The sequence below is a fragment of the Bacillus sp. AF62 genome (genome assembly GCF_050312695.1).
Classification (GTDB): Bacteria; Bacillota; Bacilli; order Bacillales; family Bacillaceae_G; genus Bacillus_A; species Bacillus_A cereus.
This window is the reverse complement of the sequence record NZ_JBNPJZ010000071.1, coordinates 1-17,197: the sequence shown is the minus strand read 5'-3', so window position 1 is coordinate 17,197 and position 17,197 is coordinate 1. Positions and strand designations below refer to the sequence as shown.

Genomic DNA, 17,197 nt, shown 5'->3' with positions numbered 1-17,197 from the left:
TCTCGCCTAAGTATTACTACCCATCATACCCAGAGATAGAAAAAAAGTGCCTGTACATAAAAATAAACTCGGTGCTCTCTGCACCGAGTTTATTTAATAAAAGTCGCATCATACTTATCGCTTTGCAACACTTGGAAATGTAAGTTTGCTAAATGTTTCCGTATTTCTGCACTATCGTCTTCATTTAAATTGTTCGCCAAAAACACAATTTCTGTACAGTTTCCACGTTTATCCATAGCGTAAACCGCTTTTGTAACCGTCCATGGTGTGTAACCATTCTTTTGTCCAGCATGTCTAAATGTTTTACGGTATTTCTTAGCACTCATGTCTGTTTCAACGATATTTGCCCACACTTTTTCTTCAGCTTCTGTCAAGCCACCTTTATGGTTTGCCTTTTGAAGTAATACCATATAATCATTTGCAGAAGCTGCTGGTAATCTATCTGACCAAATTTTGTCGTAACGTTCCTCTAAATAAAGCGGAATTTCCTTCTGTAATAATGGTCCCTTCTTCTTTAAGCGTTCATGAATAATCATCGAATATTCACGATATTGCTCTTGAGACATTTCTTTTAACTTTTTCTCTATTTTATATTTTGGAACATGTAATTCTTTATGCAAATATCCCGGGATATACAAAGATGAAACGATTGGAAATAGTGGTTGATGTGCAGGAAGTGATAAACTTTGTAAATTTCGATTGATGTTATCTAATCCTAACAATTCCATTAAGTATTCAGCATTTGCATTCGAACTAAACTTAACCATTCCTTTTGCCACTTCTTCTAAAGAAACCGCTCCTTCAGTTATCTTGCCCGTCTTCTCCAAATACTTTTGCCATCTATCTTGTGCACCACCATCTGTATTCGGCACATAATAGCGATTCACATCGTTAATCGACACGAAACTAGACGAATCAATTTTCCCTTCAGTAACTTGTTTCGTATATTCAAGCGCCACAATTAATTTCATCGTACTAGCAACTGGCAATACAACATTTGGGTTTACAGAATAAACAACTTTATCATTTCTCTTTACTAGAAGCGCACTATTTTTTTCATCTTTATGTTCTTCAATAAAAGATGCAATATACTGTGCATCATCATTATTTGAACTCCACACTTTTTTCACTAAAAAGTTACCCGATATTAGCAAAACAAAAATACCCACAATTACTGCGCATACTATAGTTTTTTTCAAGTAAAATTCCTCTCCTATTGTCTAACTCTTCTCTATTTATCATTAAAAAACAAAATAATGGAGATGGTCATTTAAATAACCATCTCCATTATTTTAACTTGTATGCTCCTATTATGTCTACGTCATAAATTTCACAAAATCCTCAAGAAACTTTTTATAATGTAACGACCAACCAATTCGCACCCAATTTTTTAATGCTTTTGCATCAGGTTGAGGTCGAAAATCAGCAATACTCTCTCCTTTTGCAATTCCAGCTGTATCTACATCGACACGACGATATACATAGTCTAAAAGGGATGGATTTGCCGCAACCATCATTGTAACGACGTCATGTACTGGGCTTCCTTTTATTTTCGGATTTAACTTTCTATAAGCTTTATAATAATACGTAAATATCGGCTCGATTAACTTATTAAAACTCGTTTTAGAGTGTTTCGTAATATATTTTACCATTTCCGGCGTAATAATTGCTTCAGATGTAACGTTAAGTGGTACTAATGTCACATTTTTAGCATTTTGCATAACTAATTGCGACGCAATCGGATCACCATGAAAATTCGCCTCTGCGACTGGTGTTACATTGCCAGGCATTAAGAAAGCACCGCCCATTATATAATATTCTTTCACATACTTCATCATCGGCTTTTCTAAAATAAATGCCGTCGCTAGTGTTGTTGATCTACCAGCATCGACTATTATTAATTCCCCTTTATATTTTTCAAGAAGATCAAAAAATGCACAAAAAGGCTTTATATTTGGCGAAAAAGTTTTTGGAGGTTTAATTGGCCCTAAACCGTCTGCCCCATGAATTTCTGGATAATACGTTGTAACATCTCCGGATAAAGGAATTTTCGCACCATTAATAACAGGTATATCTTCCCGTCCTGCCATTTGCAATAAATATGCGGCATTACTTGTCGCCTTTTCTTGTGTTACATTTCCATATCCCGTTACTACCCCAACAATATCAATATTAGGATGCAACAATCCATACATAATTGCTAAAGAGTCATCAATGCCTGGGTCTCCTAAAAATAACACTTTTTTCATCGACCTCAACTCCATCCCCTCAGTTGTTATTAATTTATGAATAAACGTGGATATACAGAATAAAAAAGAACAAATTCATACGAAAAAACGCAGTCTTATAAGGACTACGTTCTTCAGCTAACCTATACTGTTTTTTTTACAGCACTCATACTTCCAATAACATAAGCGATAAACGCAAAACAAATTGGGAAGACAACTGTATGTATACCGAACGGATTTGGATAGAAAAGATGAATACACATATATGAACCTACTCCAACGAAAATGGAAGCAAGCGCTCCTGTAGCATTTCCTTTTCTCCAATATAACCCTAATACGATTGGCCAAATGAATGCTGCTTCTAATCCACCGAAAGAAAATAAATTTAGCCATATTAAAAAATCTGGTGGTTTAATCGCCGCTGCATAAACGAGTAGCCCTACAATACCAGTAATCCACAAACTTCCTTTTTTTATCGTACTGTCTGCTGCATCTTTATTTATGTAATTTACGTATATATCTTTAATAATTGACGAGCTTACAAGTAATAATAAAGAGTTTACTGTAGACATAATCGCCGCCATTGGTGCAGCTAAGAAAACTCCAGCTAACCAAGGTGGCAACACTTCCATCGCGAGTAGCGGCATTACTTTATCTGGTACCGTTATACCTGGAAGTACTACTCTTGCAAATACACCTGTTAAATGCATACCAATCATAATTGTACCAACGACAACTGTTCCAATTATTAAAGCTTGGTGCATAGCTTTTGAATTTTTATAAGACATGGCACGCACGCTAATTTGCGGTAAACCTACAACGCCAATTCCAATTAAAATCCAAAATGATGTAACATATGATTTCGTTAAACTGCCATCTGCTCCGAATGGTGTAATTAAATTTGGATTAATTTGAACAAGTTCCTGCATAATCTTTTCAATTCCACCACCAGCAATGACAGTAGCAATTAAAATGATTGTCGTTCCAACTAACATAATGATTCCTAATAATGTATCTGATAGCGCGACTGCACGAAATCCACCAATTAATACGTACACAAGTACAGAAAAAGTAAATAAAAATAGTGCTGTTGTATACGATAGACCCGTTAGTGACTCGATTAATCGTCCACCGCCGACCCACTGGGCTACTGTCGCTGAAAATAAAAAGATAATAATACATAACGCAGAGAGTATAACAACTGCTTTATTATTGTATCTCCCTTTTAAATAATCGATAAGAGTAATTGCTTCCATCTTCCTAGCAATAATTGCAAACTTTTTACCGATAACCGTTAAAACGATATATCCTGTTACAACTTGAATCGCAGATAATAGTACCCATCCAAGCCCCATATTGTAAGCAATACCGGGACCACCAATAAAGCTACTTGCACTACCGTACGTAGCAATCATTGTCATCGCTAATAATAAACCGCCTAACTCACGCCCACCAAGAAAATATTCTTGTAAAAATTTATTATGTGCTGTTGCTTGCACGCGTCTTGAAGCATATACACCAATTAAAAATACAACGATAAACGAAATTATCATTGGAATGATTACATACCAATTCATCTATTATTCCTCACTTTTTTCTTCCTCATCGAGTGAAATATCTTGAAATACAAAACGAACAACTAAACTAAGTAAAATAACCATAACGATAAATCCAACGATACAGCTATAAAAAAACCATGCGGGAAAACCTAATACATATGTATATTCACTCGGATCTTTACTACCAAGCCCATAAGCAAATCCGTACCATATTATAAAATTAATAATAGCAAGTCCAAGACCAATTAACGCTTCTCTATGGGCTATTCGAAAGCGTGGATCATCATGATAATCTTTCATTTTTCCCCCTCCTCTCACGATGTATTATTGTACCATTGTTCTTCTAGTTTTTCCTACTAGAAAGCAAAAACAAGCAGGATTTTTTATAATCATATAGAAGCTTCTCTTACATTACATATTTTTTACAATTGTAACACAAATGAAATTTGAATTTTCAGTATTTATTAATTATGATTTTAATTAGAGGCTTTCCATCTAGTTTCCACATCCTTGATTTCGGAATAAGCGCCGTCTCGTACTGCGTTTACATTATATTTTCAAGGGGGTTATACAATGAGTCAACTAGCTGTAAATCTTCATGAAAAGGTAGAAAAGTTTCTTCAAGGTACAAAAAAGTTATATGTGAATGGATCTTTCATTGAAAGCGCTTCCGGTAAAACATTTAAAACACCTAACCCAGCAACTGGTGAAACACTTGCCGTCGTTTCTGAAGCTGGTCGCGAAGATATTCATAAAGCTGTAGTCGCAGCTCGTATGGCTTTTGACGAAGGTCCTTGGTCTCGTATGAGCACTGCTGAGCGAAGCCGTCTCATGTACAAGTTAGCTGATCTAATGGAAGAACATAAAGAAGAGCTTGCACAGCTTGAAACATTAGATAACGGAAAGCCAATCCGTGAAACAATGGCAGCAGACATACCACTCGCAATTGAACATATGCGCTATTATGCCGGCTGGGCCACGAAAATCGTTGGTCAAACAATCCCTGTTTCCGGTGATTACTTTAACTATACACGCCATGAAGCTGTTGGTGTCGTTGGTCAAATTATCCCTTGGAACTTCCCGCTTCTTATGGCAATGTGGAAAATGGGGGCAGCGCTTGCTACAGGATGTACAATCGTATTAAAACCTGCAGAACAAACTCCACTATCTGCTCTATACTTAGCTGAATTAATTGAAGAAGCTGGATTCCCGAAAGGTGTTATTAATATCGTACCTGGATTCGGTGAATCAGCTGGACAAGCTCTCGTTAATCATCCACTCGTTGATAAAATTGCATTTACCGGCTCTACTCCTGTCGGTAAACAAATTATGCGACAAGCATCCGAATCATTAAAACGCGTTACACTTGAATTAGGCGGTAAATCACCAAATATCATCTTGCCAGATGCTGATTTATCTCGCGCGATTCCTGGTGCACTTTCTGGTGTTATGTTTAACCAAGGACAAGTATGCTCTGCTGGGTCACGCTTATTTGTTCCGAAGAAAATGTATGATAATGTCATGGCTGATCTCGTCCTCTATTCTAAAAAACTAAATCAAGGTGTCGGTCTTAACCCTGAAACAACAATTGGTCCTCTCGTTTCTGAAGAACAACAAAAACGTGTAATGGGCTACATTGAAAAAGGGATTGAAGAAGGAGCTGAAGTACTATGCGGAGGAAGTAATCCATTCGATCAAGGCTACTTCGTTTCTCCTACAGTATTCGCTGACGTAAATGATGAAATGACGATCGCAAAAGAAGAAATTTTCGGTCCAGTTATTTCTGCAATACCATTTAACGATATTGATGAAGTAATTGAACGTGCAAATAAATCACAATTCGGCTTAGCAGCTGGTGTGTGGACAGAAAATGTTAAAACAGCACACTATGTTGCAAGTAAAGTACGTGCTGGTACAGTATGGGTAAACTGTTATAACGTCTTTGATGCAGCATCTCCATTTGGAGGATTTAAACAATCCGGTCTTGGTCGTGAAATGGGATCTTATGCATTAAATAACTATACAGAAGTGAAGAGCGTTTGGCTTAACTTAAATTAATGAGAAAGAACCTGACCTATCCGGTCAGGTTCTTTTCATTATGTATTCCTTTAAACTTGCAGTCCTCCGCTCACATTTAATACTTCTCCTGTAATATAGGATGCGTATTCTGATGCTAAAAAAGCTGCTGCGTTTGCAATATCTTCTGGCGTTCCAATTCTACCAACTGGAATCGCGCCAACCATCTTTTCTTTCACTTTATCTGGTATCGTTTTTGTCATATCTGTATCCATAAACCCTGGACAAATCGCATTACACGTAATACCGAAACTTCCAACTTCTTTCGCTGCCGTTTTCGTTAAACCTACAACGCCTGCCTTCGTAGCCGCATAATTTGCTTGACCTATGTTTCCTTCTCTACTAATTGAAGATATATTAATAATGCGTCCATACCCTTGTTGTCTCATGTAAAGAAGCGCTGGTTGCATACAATAAAAAACACCAGTTAAGTTCACTTGTAATACTTGTTCCCAAGCAGACTTCTCCATTTTATGTAACATTGCATCTCTTGTAATCCCGGCGTTATTCACCAAAATATGTAATGTACCGAATTTTTGAACCGCATATTCAATTAACGACTTCGCTTCATTTTGATTACTCACATCACATCGATATGAGCATACTTCATATCCTTCATCTGATAATTCACGTGTCGTTTTTTGTAGCTTCTCTTCATTTACATCGCTAATTAATACTTTCGCCCCCAGCTTTGCATAAACCCTTGCAATCTCTTTTCCAATTCCCTGTGCAGCTCCTGTTACAACAGCTGTTTTCCCATATAAAAACTCCATTCCTATCCCCCATTTCTATTACTTATACTGTATATTTCGGCTTTTTACTTTCCAATTCCTCTTTGTATAAAAAAGTCTATTTGTGTCAAACTAACTTTGCAACGTCGCATAAAGTGCAAGGAGATTATGTCGAATGAACAAAAAGAATTTCAAACAAAGCAAAGCAACTGATGGCATTGATGTTGAGTTCTCTCGCGAACTCGCTGACCACAATGACTTAGAAGCAAACGCACGTGCAAATGCCGCTGATGCACGTCAAAAACGCCAATCAACCGAAAAATAAGGTACATCACAACCTTATTCTTTTCAAAAGGGACCTACTACCCAACAAAATAAACCGAGAGACATCTCTCGGTTTATTTTCTATATTTTTTTGCATAATGAGCCAAAGTAAGCAACGGATATATATGAGCATAACTATGATAACAAATATAAAACCCACCTGGTAAACCTGTTCCAGTAGGATATTTTTCATTTATATAAGGGTTGGAGAGCAAATATGAAATACCTTTTCGAATGACTGGCGTTTCTTTATCATAGTAAGAAATGAGGGCATCTAACGCCCATGCTGTTTGGGATGGTGTACTAAATGGTAAAGTAACGAACCTTTTCTCCACACTACTGTGGCAAGATTCTCCCCAGCCACCATCTTCATGCTGTATATGTTCAAGCCATAAAGCGGCTCGTTTTAATGATGGGTTGCTAGATGGAGTTCCTAGTGACCGTAAACCAGTCATAACCGCCCACGTACCATATATATAACAAATCCCCCATTTCCCATACCATGATCCATTTTCCTCTTGTGCATTCGTTAACCAATTTATCGCACTTTGTTTTTGTTTCTCAGGCAATTCGTTTTGTCCATACGTCCCGAAAAACTCTAGCACTCTCCCTGTAATATCTGGTGTAGAAGGATCTGTAATCATATCACTCGCATTTTCGATTGGTAAATTTGCTAATATACGGCTCGTTACCCCTTTTTCAAAAGCTCCCCAACCACCATCATTATTTTGCAATCCTTTAACCCAATTAACCGCTCGCTTCCAAGCATTGTCTACATTTTCGTTCCCTCTACTTCGCGCCAATGCTCTTAACACAGCAGTTGTATCATCAATATCTGGAATCGTCGTATTCACATCCGAAAAGCCCCAACCACCTGGGAAGAGATCCGGTGCATGTACACTCCAATCTACTTTCTTTGTTTGCTGTTTTCTTAGTAAATACGCTGATGCATTTTGAATCACTTTACTTGCTTTCGGAACTTGAGCTTCTTGCAAAGCATAACTGAGTAAAGCTGTATCCCATATAGTTGACGGAGAGTTTTGCAAATGGCTCCCTCTTTCCATCTTCCATATATAAGATGTAATTCCCATTATAGCCTTCTCAATAATTGGTGATTGAATAGAATGTCCTAATGCAAGTAAAGCATAAATCATATAAAACGAAGCAGTTGCGTAACTATATAATGTTCCATTTTCATCAATACGCTCTTTCATAAAACGTTCTACTTCCTCATATCCTTTATGATGCAAAGAAAGTGGATACGTTATAATTTTCTTCACGTCACTTGCTAACGTTTGAAAAACTGGAGACCGATCCTCTCGAAACCATTCTCCGCCCCCGCCTGCAATGTGATTTAAATTTGGCAATAACTTTTTCCCTACTCGAAACCTTTTATTTAAGCACAGCATCATCGGAATTAAATGGATACGTGCTGAGCTACTCAATTCAAATATACTGAGGGGGGAATCATTCTGTAGAAACATGATTGGTGTTGGTAAATGGAAGAGTGAAGGATATTCATATTCTCCATGAATTGCTAATAAAAACTTCGTCATAAAATGAGCACGCGCCACGCCTCCGCGTTCCTTAATAAAATTTTCCGCTCGCTTCATATTCGCATCTTCTTTTGTATATTTTTTCGATGCAAGTAAGGCGGCATAAGATTGAATGGTAGCTGATAAATTACCTCCCACTTCATCTTCATACAATTTCCATGTTCCTTCATTTGTTTGAAGTGATGCTAATCTTTTTACAAACGGTTCTATCTCTTTATCTCTACCTAATAATTTTAATAAAAAAATCATATGGCAATCTGTTAATGGAGCTCCTTCAAAACAAAATCTCCACGTACCATCTTGCCGTTGCATCGATTGAAGTGCAGTTGCTCTTCTCGCTATTTCTTCATGCACTTTTTCATATAATAACAAGTTATTCACCCACCCTTTCGAAATCCGTATAACGATATTCAAAAAGGTAGCTGAATATGTATAAAAACAAAGAAAAGCAGAACATATAAAATGTTCCGCTCATAAACAATATCCTACTCCGACAATAATCCCTAATAAAGCACCAACTACTACTTCATACGGTGTATGCCCAACAAGTTCATTTAACTTCTTATATTCTGTTTGTCTACCGTGAAAAAACTCATTCAATATTTTTGCTTGTTTACTTACTGCAAGCCTTACTCCTGAAGCATCATACATAACAATAATGGCAAAAATAGTAGCAACCGCAAACATCGAGCTTTCCACACCTTCTACTACCCCAACTCCTGTAGCAAGTGCTGTAACAGTTGAAGCATGAGAACTCGGCATCCCACCTGAAGCGAAAAACTTTGCAAAATCAAATTCACCCGTTTTGACTAATTTAAAGACTACTTTCGTTAATTGTGCTAAAAACCATGAAATTACAGCGGCCATAAGCGGATCATTATGTAAAATTGTTTCCACGTTCTCAGCTCCCTACTAGCTATGATGGAAATCCTATATAGTATCAGTATAAAGAAAAATGCGTAGAAAATACTACGCATTATGATACTTTTGCTGATTTATTTTTTATAAATTTCGGTTGTTTCTGCACTAAAAACTTTGTCTTCGCTACCGAGAATATAAATAAAGCAACCCATATACAGAAAAATGCAATCATATGTGTAGATGTGAAATGTTCACCAAATACAAATACACCTAAAATTAAGCTAATTGTTGGCGCAATATATTGTAAAAATCCCACCATATAAAGCGGAATAAGTTGTGCTCCTTTTGCAAAATAAAATAGTGGTAATGCCGTTACAATACCTGCTCCTATTAAAAGTAACGTTGATAACATTGAAATAGATCCAAATGAGCCGAAACCATGTGCTCCTGTCATAACAAGATAAATGATTGCAAACGGCGTCACTAACATCGTTTCCATCGTAAGTCCAATTGTGGCATCATAGTTTAACAGTTTTTTCGTTAATCCGTATAATCCAAATGAAAAGGCAAGTGAAAGAGAAACCCACGGAATAGATCCGAAACGTACTGTTAAAATGACAACCCCTACTCCTGCTAAACCAACTGCAACATATTGCCAAAAGTTTAACTTTTCCTTTAAAACGACTGTACCAAGTAAAATACTAATAAGCGGATTAATATAATAGCCAAGACTCGCTTCAATAACATGATTATGATTAACGGCCCATATGTAAACAAACCAGTTTCCGCTAATCAAGACTGAAGCTATTGTTAATGACATTAATAATTTAGGTCGTTTAAAAAGATTCACAAATTCCCCAATAAACTGGCGAAACCTCTTCGTAACACCTAATACAAGTAACATAAAAACAAATGCCCAAACGATGCGGTGTGCTAATATTTCATCTGCTGGAACTTCCTCAACCCATTTCCAATAAATCGGTAGAATTCCCCACATCGTATAAGCACCAGCCGCATATAGTATCCCTTTTTTTTGCTCTGCTGATTGACTCCCCATCTTCCTTTTTCTCCTCTTCTCATTTTTTCTCCATTATACGGTCTCACATGCTCACTTTACCAATAATCAATCTGCATTTCTTTCGACATTTCTCATACAACGAATAATAAACATACCGTTATTACAACAAGTAACGGTATGCCGAAAACAAATTTCTTTTTATGAGTTTTATGATGAAACATATACATACCGATCCAAGCTCCAACTGCTCCCCCAGCTGCCGCTGATAAAAACAGCGTACTTTCTGGCGTTCTCCACTGTTTCTTCTTTGCTTTTCGTTTATCAAGCCCCATAAGGCTAAAAGCTATAACGTTAATAATAAGAAAATAAATCCATTTCATCGCTTTCTCTCCTTATGAAAAATTCGCTTAATGGTAACACGAAAAAACGCCGGAAACAACTGAAGAACTCTTTTTATCAAACTAGTTTCATTCCTTTTTCTTAATTAGTTACCTTCATATTTACAAAACCAACTAAAATCGCAATTAAAGCATTTAAATAGAAAAATGTTATGAGCAGAATCTTATATTTCATTACATTCACCCACTACCATATCATCAAAAAAACTGCTCTCAATCACTTTCTCCTCAAAATGAAGAACTACAATTAGCCCTACATATAAAGAAACCAAATTTAGAAACCATTCCCCATTCTCATCTTTCTTAGCTAAGCATTTAAATATCTCTTGAAATTGCATACGCTCGTCTGCAGCAACAATCGGACGCACACCAAAATATTTCAATACGAGATTCAGCTTCAACTGCACGGATAATGATAAAATATATTTTAATAGCTTCGTATACTCTGTACTATCTTTTTGACTATACAACTTCACAAGCTTTGGATGTAAATTCGAAATCGATAATTCCTCGTCAGTCACTCTAGTTACTTCTATCGTTTCAATCATCTTTTTCATATCCATCACATTCACCCCTTCTGAAAAAATTCTAAAGCCAAAGAGTACTTAATTCAAAATGTGCAATAATTGTGCGTTTCTCGTCTCTCGTTCTTCCTCACTGACTAAATCATACTTTTTTAGAAGGTGAAAAATATCATTTAATAATTTCTGCGAATGATTACCTTGTAAAAAACTCTTTAACTCTTTAAAGATCCCTTCAGGTAAAGAATTCTTTTGACTTTCGAGCTTATTCATCACATCTTCAATAGAATGATCAATGTTACACGCCATACTAAACTTCCCCCTCTATCCTCTATAAATAATATCCTCAGCTAACGATGTAAACACTTCTCCAACAAGAGAATCTTCATCATATACAGATGAACCGCTATTTTCTTCACGTTTTGCAAAAGGTACTTGTGCGATTACTTCTGTTTGCAATTGTTCTGCTAACATTTCGCCACCGCCTTTTCCGAAGAGATAATTTTTCGATCCATCTTGCTCTTCATAATAAGCCATATTTTCCACAATACCTAAAATCTCATGCTTCGTATGTTTTGCCATTACACCGACTCTTGAAGCAACGAATGAAGCTACATTGTGCGGAGTTGTAACAATTATTTCTTTCGCTTGCGGAATCATCGCTGCAACATCAATCGCAACATCTCCTGTACCTGGTGGTAAATCAAGTAATAAATAATCTAATTCTCCCCAGTGCGTATTCGCAAGGAAATTTTGAATCCATTTATTTAGCATCGGACCGCGCCACATAACTGGGTTATTTCCTTCTGTAAAAAATCCCATCGACATGATTTTAACACCGTGACTAATGACTGGAATTACCGTTTGATCAATCATCGTTGGTTTCGTATTCGTTTCCATCATAGCTGGAATACTAAAACCATATATATCCGCATCTAATATCTCCACTTTTTTCCCCATACGAGCTAGTGCAGTTGCAAGATTAATTGTCACCGTTGATTTTCCAACTCCGCCTTTTCCGCTCGTTACAGTAATAAAACGTACTCCTGAATCCGGGCGAAGCATGCTCGGCATACCAGTTTCTGTTCTAGTATTTTTCTTTAACTTCTCTGTTAAAGCTGCACGTTCTTCTTGTGTCATAGAACCAAATGTTATCTCCACTTTAGAAGCACCAATTGCGTGAAGTGATTCTTCAATATCTTGTTGAATTTTTGCTTTTAACGGACAACCTTGGATTGTTAGTACTACTTCAAGTTTAACCTCTGTTCCGTTCATTTGTATATTTCTAACCATATTTAATTCTACAACACTTTTGTGTAACTCTGGATCCTCTACATGTTTTAATGCATTCATTATTTGTTCTTGAGTAAGCATGGAACTCATCCCTTCTCTTATTCTAATTTATATACAACATCTTCTTGGCGCTTCATCTGGTGAAAAAGCTTATTACCCGCCGCTAACGGGCGGGATTAATGCGACTATATCTCCAGCCTTTATCATCTCTTCATTCATTACAAACTCCTCATTAACAGCCACCATCACTTTATCCAGCGATTGTAAACAATAGCTGACTTTGAGCCATTCTTTTAATTGCTGCACTGTCATTTCTTGCTTTTCTGAAATTACTAATCGATCCGATCCAACTTCCTCACGCAAATTTGCAAATAATAAAATTGTAATCATTTTCTCATTCTTCCTTCTTTGGTTTTCCTTCTGGATATGGTGTGTTTTCAAGTTGATCTCCAATCCACATCGTTCCATCTTCCCAAAATTCTTTTTTCCAAATTGGAACAATTCGTTTTATACGTTCAATCGCGTACTCATTCGCTTCATAAGCTACTTTACGATGCGGTGATGAAACTGCAATGACTACCGCAATATCCATTATTTCTAGCCGCCCTACACGGTGCGTAATTGCTACTTTTGCATCCGGCCATCTTTCACTAATCTCTTCACCAATTCTCATAAGTTGTTTTACTGCCATCGGTTTATATGCTTCATACTCTAAATGTAGCGTTCGTTTTCCTTTTGTTAATTCTCTCACCGTACCAATGAACGTTGTAATCGCACCTGCTTCCCTTCTTGCGACTTTATTCGTTACTTCTTCAACTAAAATCGGATTATCTACAATTTCAAATAGCGCTTGTCTCATTAGAACCACCTCTCACTTTATGAAATGTCCAAGGCCATTCACTACCTTCGTTATCTTCTAATAATAGAACATCAACAAACATATCTTTTTTATATCCTCTTGTCCCGCCCGGCAATACGATAAACGCATTTGATTCTGCCAATGAAGAAACTGAGCTAGATTTATCAAACCCTGATGGATAAGCGATTAATTTCCCCTCATCATATTGCAATTTTGCTCGTACAAATCTTGTAAATGGATTCGGTTTTAGAAAATCTTCTCCTAATAACGCTTTTTCTCTTTTTAAATGTACTTTTTCACTAAACATATACGTCCGAATACACGGTCTTACGAATAATTCAAACCCTACGTAACAAGCGGATGGATTTCCTGATAAACCAAATAATAACTTGCCATTTAATTGTGCTACAGTCGTAACACTTCCTGGTCGCATTGCAACTTTATTAAAAAGAACAGATGCACCTAACTTTTCGTAAATAGCTGGTAAATAATCATAATCTCCTACTGATACACCGCCCGTTGTAATTAACATATCTACTTGGCCAAGCGCTTCTTTCACAGCTGTAAAACACGTATTAAAATCATCACTAAACTTCCCAAAATATTTTACTCTGCCGCCCGCTCTTCGAATTTGAGACAATATCATATACGTATTACTGTTTCGGATTTTCCCTGGCTGTAATGAATCATCGACATCAAGCAATTCACTCCCAGTCGCTAACAGTCCAATTACAGGCTTTCTCGCAACTGGCACTTCACTATAACCGAATGTAGCAAGAAGAGCTGAAATACCTGGATTAATGTACGATCCTTTCTTTGCAAGAACCGTTCCTTTACGAGCATCTTCACCTTGAAAAGAAATATTGTCGCCCGTTTTGAATGATCGCTTCACTTCCATATAATTGTTGCCATTCTTCTCATATTGACGAGTCAGCTCTAACATAACAACCGCATCACACTCATTCGGAATTTGTGCTCCCGTCATAATTCGAACTGCTTGAAACGGACCTACTTTCTCATGGAATAGCGATCCTGCACCAATTTCACCCACTACTTCAAATACAATTGGCGTTTCATAACTTGCTAAATTAGTATCTTCTGCTCGAATAGCAAATCCGTCATACGGCGAACGATTAAATGACGGTACATCATGGTCAGCTACTAAATCCTCCGCTAATATACGTCCATAAGCTAATTCAATTGGTAATAGCTCCTTTAAGCCTTTATCAGCAAATCCCATCACTTTACGAACAGCTTCTTCAACCGTAATTGGCACTCTTCTTTCCATTGTTGACACCCTCTCTATTAACCGAATACGCGATAATATAGTTGTTTCGCTTTCGAAATATCATTTGTACCATGAATAAAAACACGACCATCTCGAAAAACAACCACGCGGTAATCATCGAATTGGCAAGATAGTAAATACGGATTCCGATCTACTTTCCCCAGTTTTTGTAATACTTTTTCTATATCATCAAAATTGTATTTCCTATTGTCTACTGTTCTAATTTGAACTGTATTTCTTCCGCATAAAACAGCTACTTTCGTTTGATTTTCGTATGATAAATAAGGATAAGTTCGATTCAAACCGCATGAGAGACAAGTGTCTGTTTTTATTTTCCCTAATTTTATAAAATGATTTTGATTACTCCATATATCAAACATGAAAAATGTTTTTCTAATTGCTGAGAAATCTTCCACTAAAATTTTGAGTGCTTCTGCCACTTGATATGCTGCGACGATTTGAACAGTCGGGCTAATAATTCCAGCGGTATCACATGTCACACCTGTAACAGGAATATTTTTCAGCATACAATGTAAACACGGTGTCTCTTGCGGAATAATTGTATAACTCATACCATACGATCCAACACAAGAACCATATACCCAAGGAATATTATGTTTTTGTGATAAATCATTTATTACAAATCGAATATCAAAATTATCTGTTGCATCAATGATTACATCTACATTTTTTAATAGACCTTCCATATTTTCTGAAGTTGCATCCATTACGAAAGCATGTATTTGTACTTCCGAATTAATTTGTTCTAACCGATTTTTTGCAGCAATTGCTTTCGGCATTTTCTCTCTCGCATCTTGTTCAGAGTACAATTGTTGCCTTTGTAAATTACTCCATTCAACGTAGTCACGATCAATAATCGTCAACTTGCCAACACCTGCACGTACGAAACTTTCGGCACTTGCACTTCCTAATGCGCCTGCCCCTACAATTAACACATGTTTATTTCGAATTTTTTCTTGTCCTTTACTCCCAATTGGTTTGAACAACTGTTGTCGTGAATACCGATCAGCCATTACATACCCTTCCTCTCAAGAACTCTATTTCATATCAGAATGTTGTTTCTGATAACAAGCAAAGTAAGCAAAACCAACAAACCCAGCTCCTCCAATTACATTTCCGATAAAAACAGGAACAAAATTTTTAGCCAAATCCATCCACGTTAGATGACCAGCAAAAATAACAGCGGAAATGACAAACATATTTGCTACTACTTGCTGAAATCCAATCACTACAAATGCCATAATTGGAATCCAAATTCCGATGATTTTTCCGACAAAATCACTCGTCCCGTAAGCGAGCCAAAGAGCAAGACAAACGAGCCAATTACAACCAATTGCTAAAATTAAAGTTCTTCCAAATGATTCATGTAACTTCCCTTCCGCTATCGCTACCGTTTTATTTAAATACTCTCCCTCTGTTAATCCGCCAAGATGCCCAAAGCAATACGCAACGAAAATTGCCCCAATAAAATTCATGAGAGTAATCCAAACCCAGTTATTCAGTACACTTATCAATGTAATTTTCTTTGCATAAAGCGCCATAGACAGTGACATCATATTTCCCGTAATTAATTCTCCTCCTGCTAATACTACGAGCATGAGTCCAACAGGAAATACTGCTCCTCCTAAAACATTCACTAGACTTCCCCAGCGCTCAGGTAAATTCCCTAAAACTCGAATGTTAAGTAAAAAACCTATCGCAATAAACGCTCCTCCTAAAAAACCGAGAATAAGCATCGCTGGCAATGTCTGTCTTACTTTTTGAACACCGGCCTCAATGACAAGCTCAGCAATTTGTTCCGGCTTATAAAATGCCATTACCCATTCCTCCATTTTCTCCAAATAAAAAAGCAGCTTCAAAAAACCTCCTCAAAATAAAGGTTTTTGAATGCTGCTTAATTTCTCTGCACATCTTTTACAGAGATATCAATCATCACTTTTACTATAAAATAGAAAATCCACAACTCTTGTAAATTTTCCATTTTTCACTATGAAGCTAGCTTTATATATTAACCACCGATATGTGACATTTCAATTTTAGGTATTGTTTTCTTATTTGTATGATTTAAGCGTTCATCTGAATAACGATCTTCCCTATTATTCCATATATCGCGTACTACATCTGTAATGTCCTCATCTGTATGTTCAGAACGAAGCAATTCTCTTAAATCATTTCCTTTAGAAGCAAATAAGCAAGTATATAATTTTCCTTCTGCAGAAATACGAGCTCTCGTACATGATGAGCAAAAAGATTCTGTTACTGATGAAATAATACCTATTTCCTCATCGCTTCCTATATAACGATACCTAGTAGCCACTTCACCAGAATAATTTGCTTCTATCCGTTCTAACGGCATAACTTGATGAATCGTATCTACTATTTCTTGTTTAGAACCTGTTTAAAATCTTTTTAATAAAATCGCTACACCTGCCAATAAGCAACTCTGTCTGCTATTTTCAAGTGT

19 protein-coding genes and 1 pseudogene are annotated in these 17,197 nt (G+C 36.7%); 2 read left to right on the top strand and 18 right to left on the bottom strand.

Translation table 11 applies throughout. From position 1 onward, the window contains the following. Positions 1 to 89: 89 nt before the first annotated feature. The 4 genes from ACQRBL_RS17135 to ACQRBL_RS17120 all read right to left on the bottom strand — a co-directional run bounded on the left by ACQRBL_RS17135 (position 90) and on the right by ACQRBL_RS17120 (position 4,087). The gene (locus tag ACQRBL_RS17135) at positions 90 to 1,199 is read right to left on the bottom strand and encodes a serine hydrolase (RefSeq protein ID WP_000751368.1); all 1,110 of its coding nucleotides are present in this window, start codon (positions 1,197 to 1,199) and stop codon (positions 90 to 92) included. A 117-nt stretch (positions 1,200 to 1,316) separates the two neighbouring features. Continuing rightward, positions 1,317 to 2,249, bottom strand: a complete 933-nt coding sequence (locus ACQRBL_RS17130; RefSeq protein WP_411996473.1) for a nucleoside hydrolase — start codon at positions 2,247 to 2,249, stop codon at positions 1,317 to 1,319. 122 nt (positions 2,250 to 2,371) lie between these two features. Beyond that, positions 2,372 to 3,805, bottom strand: coding sequence for a sodium/pantothenate symporter (panF, locus tag ACQRBL_RS17125; protein WP_001104824.1), 1,434 nt, complete (start codon positions 3,803 to 3,805; stop codon positions 2,372 to 2,374). A 3-nt stretch (positions 3,806 to 3,808) separates the two neighbouring features. Then, positions 3,809 to 4,087 carry a YhdT family protein gene (locus ACQRBL_RS17120; RefSeq protein WP_000656237.1) on the bottom strand — a complete coding sequence of 93 codons (279 nt, stop codon included), beginning with the start codon at positions 4,085 to 4,087 and terminating at the stop codon, positions 3,809 to 3,811. A gap of 273 nt (positions 4,088 to 4,360) precedes the next feature. On the opposite strand from ACQRBL_RS17120, the gene dhaS reads away from it, so the two are divergent. Then, complete coding sequence (gene dhaS, locus ACQRBL_RS17115; RefSeq protein ID WP_000080279.1) at positions 4,361 to 5,845, top strand: aldehyde dehydrogenase DhaS; 1,485 nt, start codon at positions 4,361 to 4,363, stop codon at positions 5,843 to 5,845. A 50-nt stretch (positions 5,846 to 5,895) separates the two neighbouring features. Here dhaS and fabG read toward each other — a convergent pair whose 3' ends face one another. Further along, complete coding sequence (fabG, locus tag ACQRBL_RS17110; protein WP_000395352.1) at positions 5,896 to 6,636, bottom strand: 3-oxoacyl-ACP reductase FabG; 741 nt, start codon at positions 6,634 to 6,636, stop codon at positions 5,896 to 5,898. Positions 6,637 to 6,769: 133 nt separating this feature from the next. On the opposite strand from fabG, the gene ACQRBL_RS17105 reads away from it, so the two are divergent. Beyond that, a complete protein-coding gene (locus ACQRBL_RS17105; RefSeq protein ID WP_001035815.1) occupies positions 6,770 to 6,919 on the top strand; it encodes a YfhD family protein in 150 nt (49 codons plus the stop codon). Between the two features lie 73 nt (positions 6,920 to 6,992). On the opposite strand, the gene ACQRBL_RS17100 is transcribed toward ACQRBL_RS17105, so the two are convergent. The 13 genes and pseudogenes from ACQRBL_RS17100 to ACQRBL_RS17040 all read right to left on the bottom strand — a co-directional run. After that, positions 6,993 to 8,846: a terpene cyclase/mutase family protein gene (locus ACQRBL_RS17100; protein WP_023522693.1), complete on the bottom strand. Its 1,854-nt coding sequence runs from the start codon at positions 8,844 to 8,846 to the stop codon at positions 6,993 to 6,995. A gap of 99 nt (positions 8,847 to 8,945) precedes the next feature. Continuing rightward, entirely contained in the window at positions 8,946 to 9,371 is a 426-nt protein-coding gene (locus ACQRBL_RS17095; RefSeq protein ID WP_000447822.1) for a divergent PAP2 family protein, read from the bottom strand. 79 nt (positions 9,372 to 9,450) lie between these two features. Continuing rightward, positions 9,451 to 10,392, bottom strand: a complete 942-nt coding sequence (gene rarD, locus ACQRBL_RS17090) for an EamA family transporter RarD (RefSeq protein WP_097920560.1) — start codon at positions 10,390 to 10,392, stop codon at positions 9,451 to 9,453. 92 nt (positions 10,393 to 10,484) lie between these two features. Next, entirely contained in the window at positions 10,485 to 10,733 is a 249-nt protein-coding gene (locus ACQRBL_RS17085; RefSeq protein WP_000871349.1) for a DUF1294 domain-containing protein, read from the bottom strand. 182 nt (positions 10,734 to 10,915) lie between these two features. After that, the gene (locus ACQRBL_RS17080) at positions 10,916 to 11,314 is read right to left on the bottom strand and encodes a hypothetical protein (protein WP_000367304.1); all 399 of its coding nucleotides are present in this window, start codon (positions 11,312 to 11,314) and stop codon (positions 10,916 to 10,918) included. Positions 11,315 to 11,356: 42 nt separating this feature from the next. Continuing rightward, the gene (locus ACQRBL_RS17075; RefSeq protein WP_000752378.1) at positions 11,357 to 11,581 is read right to left on the bottom strand and encodes a hypothetical protein; all 225 of its coding nucleotides are present in this window, start codon (positions 11,579 to 11,581) and stop codon (positions 11,357 to 11,359) included. Between the two features lie 15 nt (positions 11,582 to 11,596). Beyond that, the gene (locus ACQRBL_RS17070) at positions 11,597 to 12,646 is read right to left on the bottom strand and encodes a P-loop NTPase (RefSeq protein ID WP_411996472.1); all 1,050 of its coding nucleotides are present in this window, start codon (positions 12,644 to 12,646) and stop codon (positions 11,597 to 11,599) included. Between the two features lie 72 nt (positions 12,647 to 12,718). Beyond that, on the bottom strand, positions 12,719 to 12,955 hold the full coding sequence (moaD, locus tag ACQRBL_RS17065; protein ID WP_000628502.1) for a molybdopterin converting factor subunit 1: 237 nt from the start codon (positions 12,953 to 12,955) through the stop codon (positions 12,719 to 12,721). 4 nt (positions 12,956 to 12,959) lie between these two features. Next, positions 12,960 to 13,424, bottom strand: coding sequence for a molybdopterin synthase catalytic subunit MoaE (moaE, locus tag ACQRBL_RS17060; RefSeq protein ID WP_001248111.1), 465 nt, complete (start codon positions 13,422 to 13,424; stop codon positions 12,960 to 12,962). Then, complete coding sequence (locus ACQRBL_RS17055; RefSeq protein WP_063548302.1) at positions 13,405 to 14,712, bottom strand: molybdopterin molybdotransferase MoeA; 1,308 nt, start codon at positions 14,710 to 14,712, stop codon at positions 13,405 to 13,407. Before ACQRBL_RS17055 ends, moaE begins: the two co-directional genes overlap by 20 nt. 17 nt (positions 14,713 to 14,729) lie before the next feature. Further along, positions 14,730 to 15,746 (bottom strand): molybdopterin-synthase adenylyltransferase MoeB, encoded by a 1,017-nt coding sequence (locus tag ACQRBL_RS17050; RefSeq protein WP_097920561.1) that lies wholly within the window; start codon positions 15,744 to 15,746, stop codon positions 14,730 to 14,732. Positions 15,747 to 15,770: 24 nt separating this feature from the next. Next, positions 15,771 to 16,550, bottom strand: a complete 780-nt coding sequence (locus ACQRBL_RS17045; protein WP_063548304.1) for a formate/nitrite transporter family protein — start codon at positions 16,548 to 16,550, stop codon at positions 15,771 to 15,773. Positions 16,551 to 16,741: 191 nt separating this feature from the next. Continuing rightward, a pseudogene (locus tag ACQRBL_RS17040) lies at positions 16,742 to 17,125 on the bottom strand (GTP 3',8-cyclase MoaA); the annotation flags it as partial. Positions 17,126 to 17,197: the final 72 nt, after the last annotated feature.

Bases quoted from the DNA above. Each gene is read 5' to 3' on its own strand.
- fabG (WP_000395352.1), bottom strand. From the start codon at position 6,636: ATGGAGTTTTTATATGGGAAAACAGCTGTTGTAACAGGAGCTGCACAG.
- panF (WP_001104824.1), bottom strand. From the start codon at position 3,805: ATGAATTGGTATGTAATCATTCCAATGATAATTTCGTTTATCGTTGTA.
- ACQRBL_RS17120 (WP_000656237.1), bottom strand. From the start codon at position 4,087: ATGAAAGATTATCATGATGATCCACGCTTTCGAATAGCCCATAGAGAA.
- ACQRBL_RS17045 (WP_063548304.1), bottom strand. From the start codon at position 16,550: ATGGCATTTTATAAGCCGGAACAAATTGCTGAGCTTGTCATTGAGGCC.
- ACQRBL_RS17080 (WP_000367304.1), bottom strand. From the start codon at position 11,314: ATGGATATGAAAAAGATGATTGAAACGATAGAAGTAACTAGAGTGACT.
- ACQRBL_RS17050 (WP_097920561.1), bottom strand. From the start codon at position 15,746: ATGGCTGATCGGTATTCACGACAACAGTTGTTCAAACCAATTGGGAGT.
- rarD (WP_097920560.1), bottom strand. From the start codon at position 10,392: ATGGGGAGTCAATCAGCAGAGCAAAAAAAAGGGATACTATATGCGGCT.
- ACQRBL_RS17105 (WP_001035815.1), top strand. From the start codon at position 6,770: ATGAACAAAAAGAATTTCAAACAAAGCAAAGCAACTGATGGCATTGAT.
- moaD (WP_000628502.1), bottom strand. From the start codon at position 12,955: ATGATTACAATTTTATTATTTGCAAATTTGCGTGAGGAAGTTGGATCG.
- ACQRBL_RS17055 (WP_063548302.1), bottom strand. From the start codon at position 14,712: ATGGAAAGAAGAGTGCCAATTACGGTTGAAGAAGCTGTTCGTAAAGTG.
- ACQRBL_RS17130 (WP_411996473.1), bottom strand. From the start codon at position 2,249: ATGAAAAAAGTGTTATTTTTAGGAGACCCAGGCATTGATGACTCTTTA.
- moaE (WP_001248111.1), bottom strand. From the start codon at position 13,424: ATGAGACAAGCGCTATTTGAAATTGTAGATAATCCGATTTTAGTTGAA.
- ACQRBL_RS17085 (WP_000871349.1), bottom strand. From the start codon at position 10,733: ATGAAATGGATTTATTTTCTTATTATTAACGTTATAGCTTTTAGCCTT.
- ACQRBL_RS17070 (WP_411996472.1), bottom strand. From the start codon at position 12,646: ATGCTTACTCAAGAACAAATAATGAATGCATTAAAACATGTAGAGGAT.
- dhaS (WP_000080279.1), top strand. From the start codon at position 4,361: ATGAGTCAACTAGCTGTAAATCTTCATGAAAAGGTAGAAAAGTTTCTT.
- ACQRBL_RS17075 (WP_000752378.1), bottom strand. From the start codon at position 11,581: ATGGCGTGTAACATTGATCATTCTATTGAAGATGTGATGAATAAGCTC.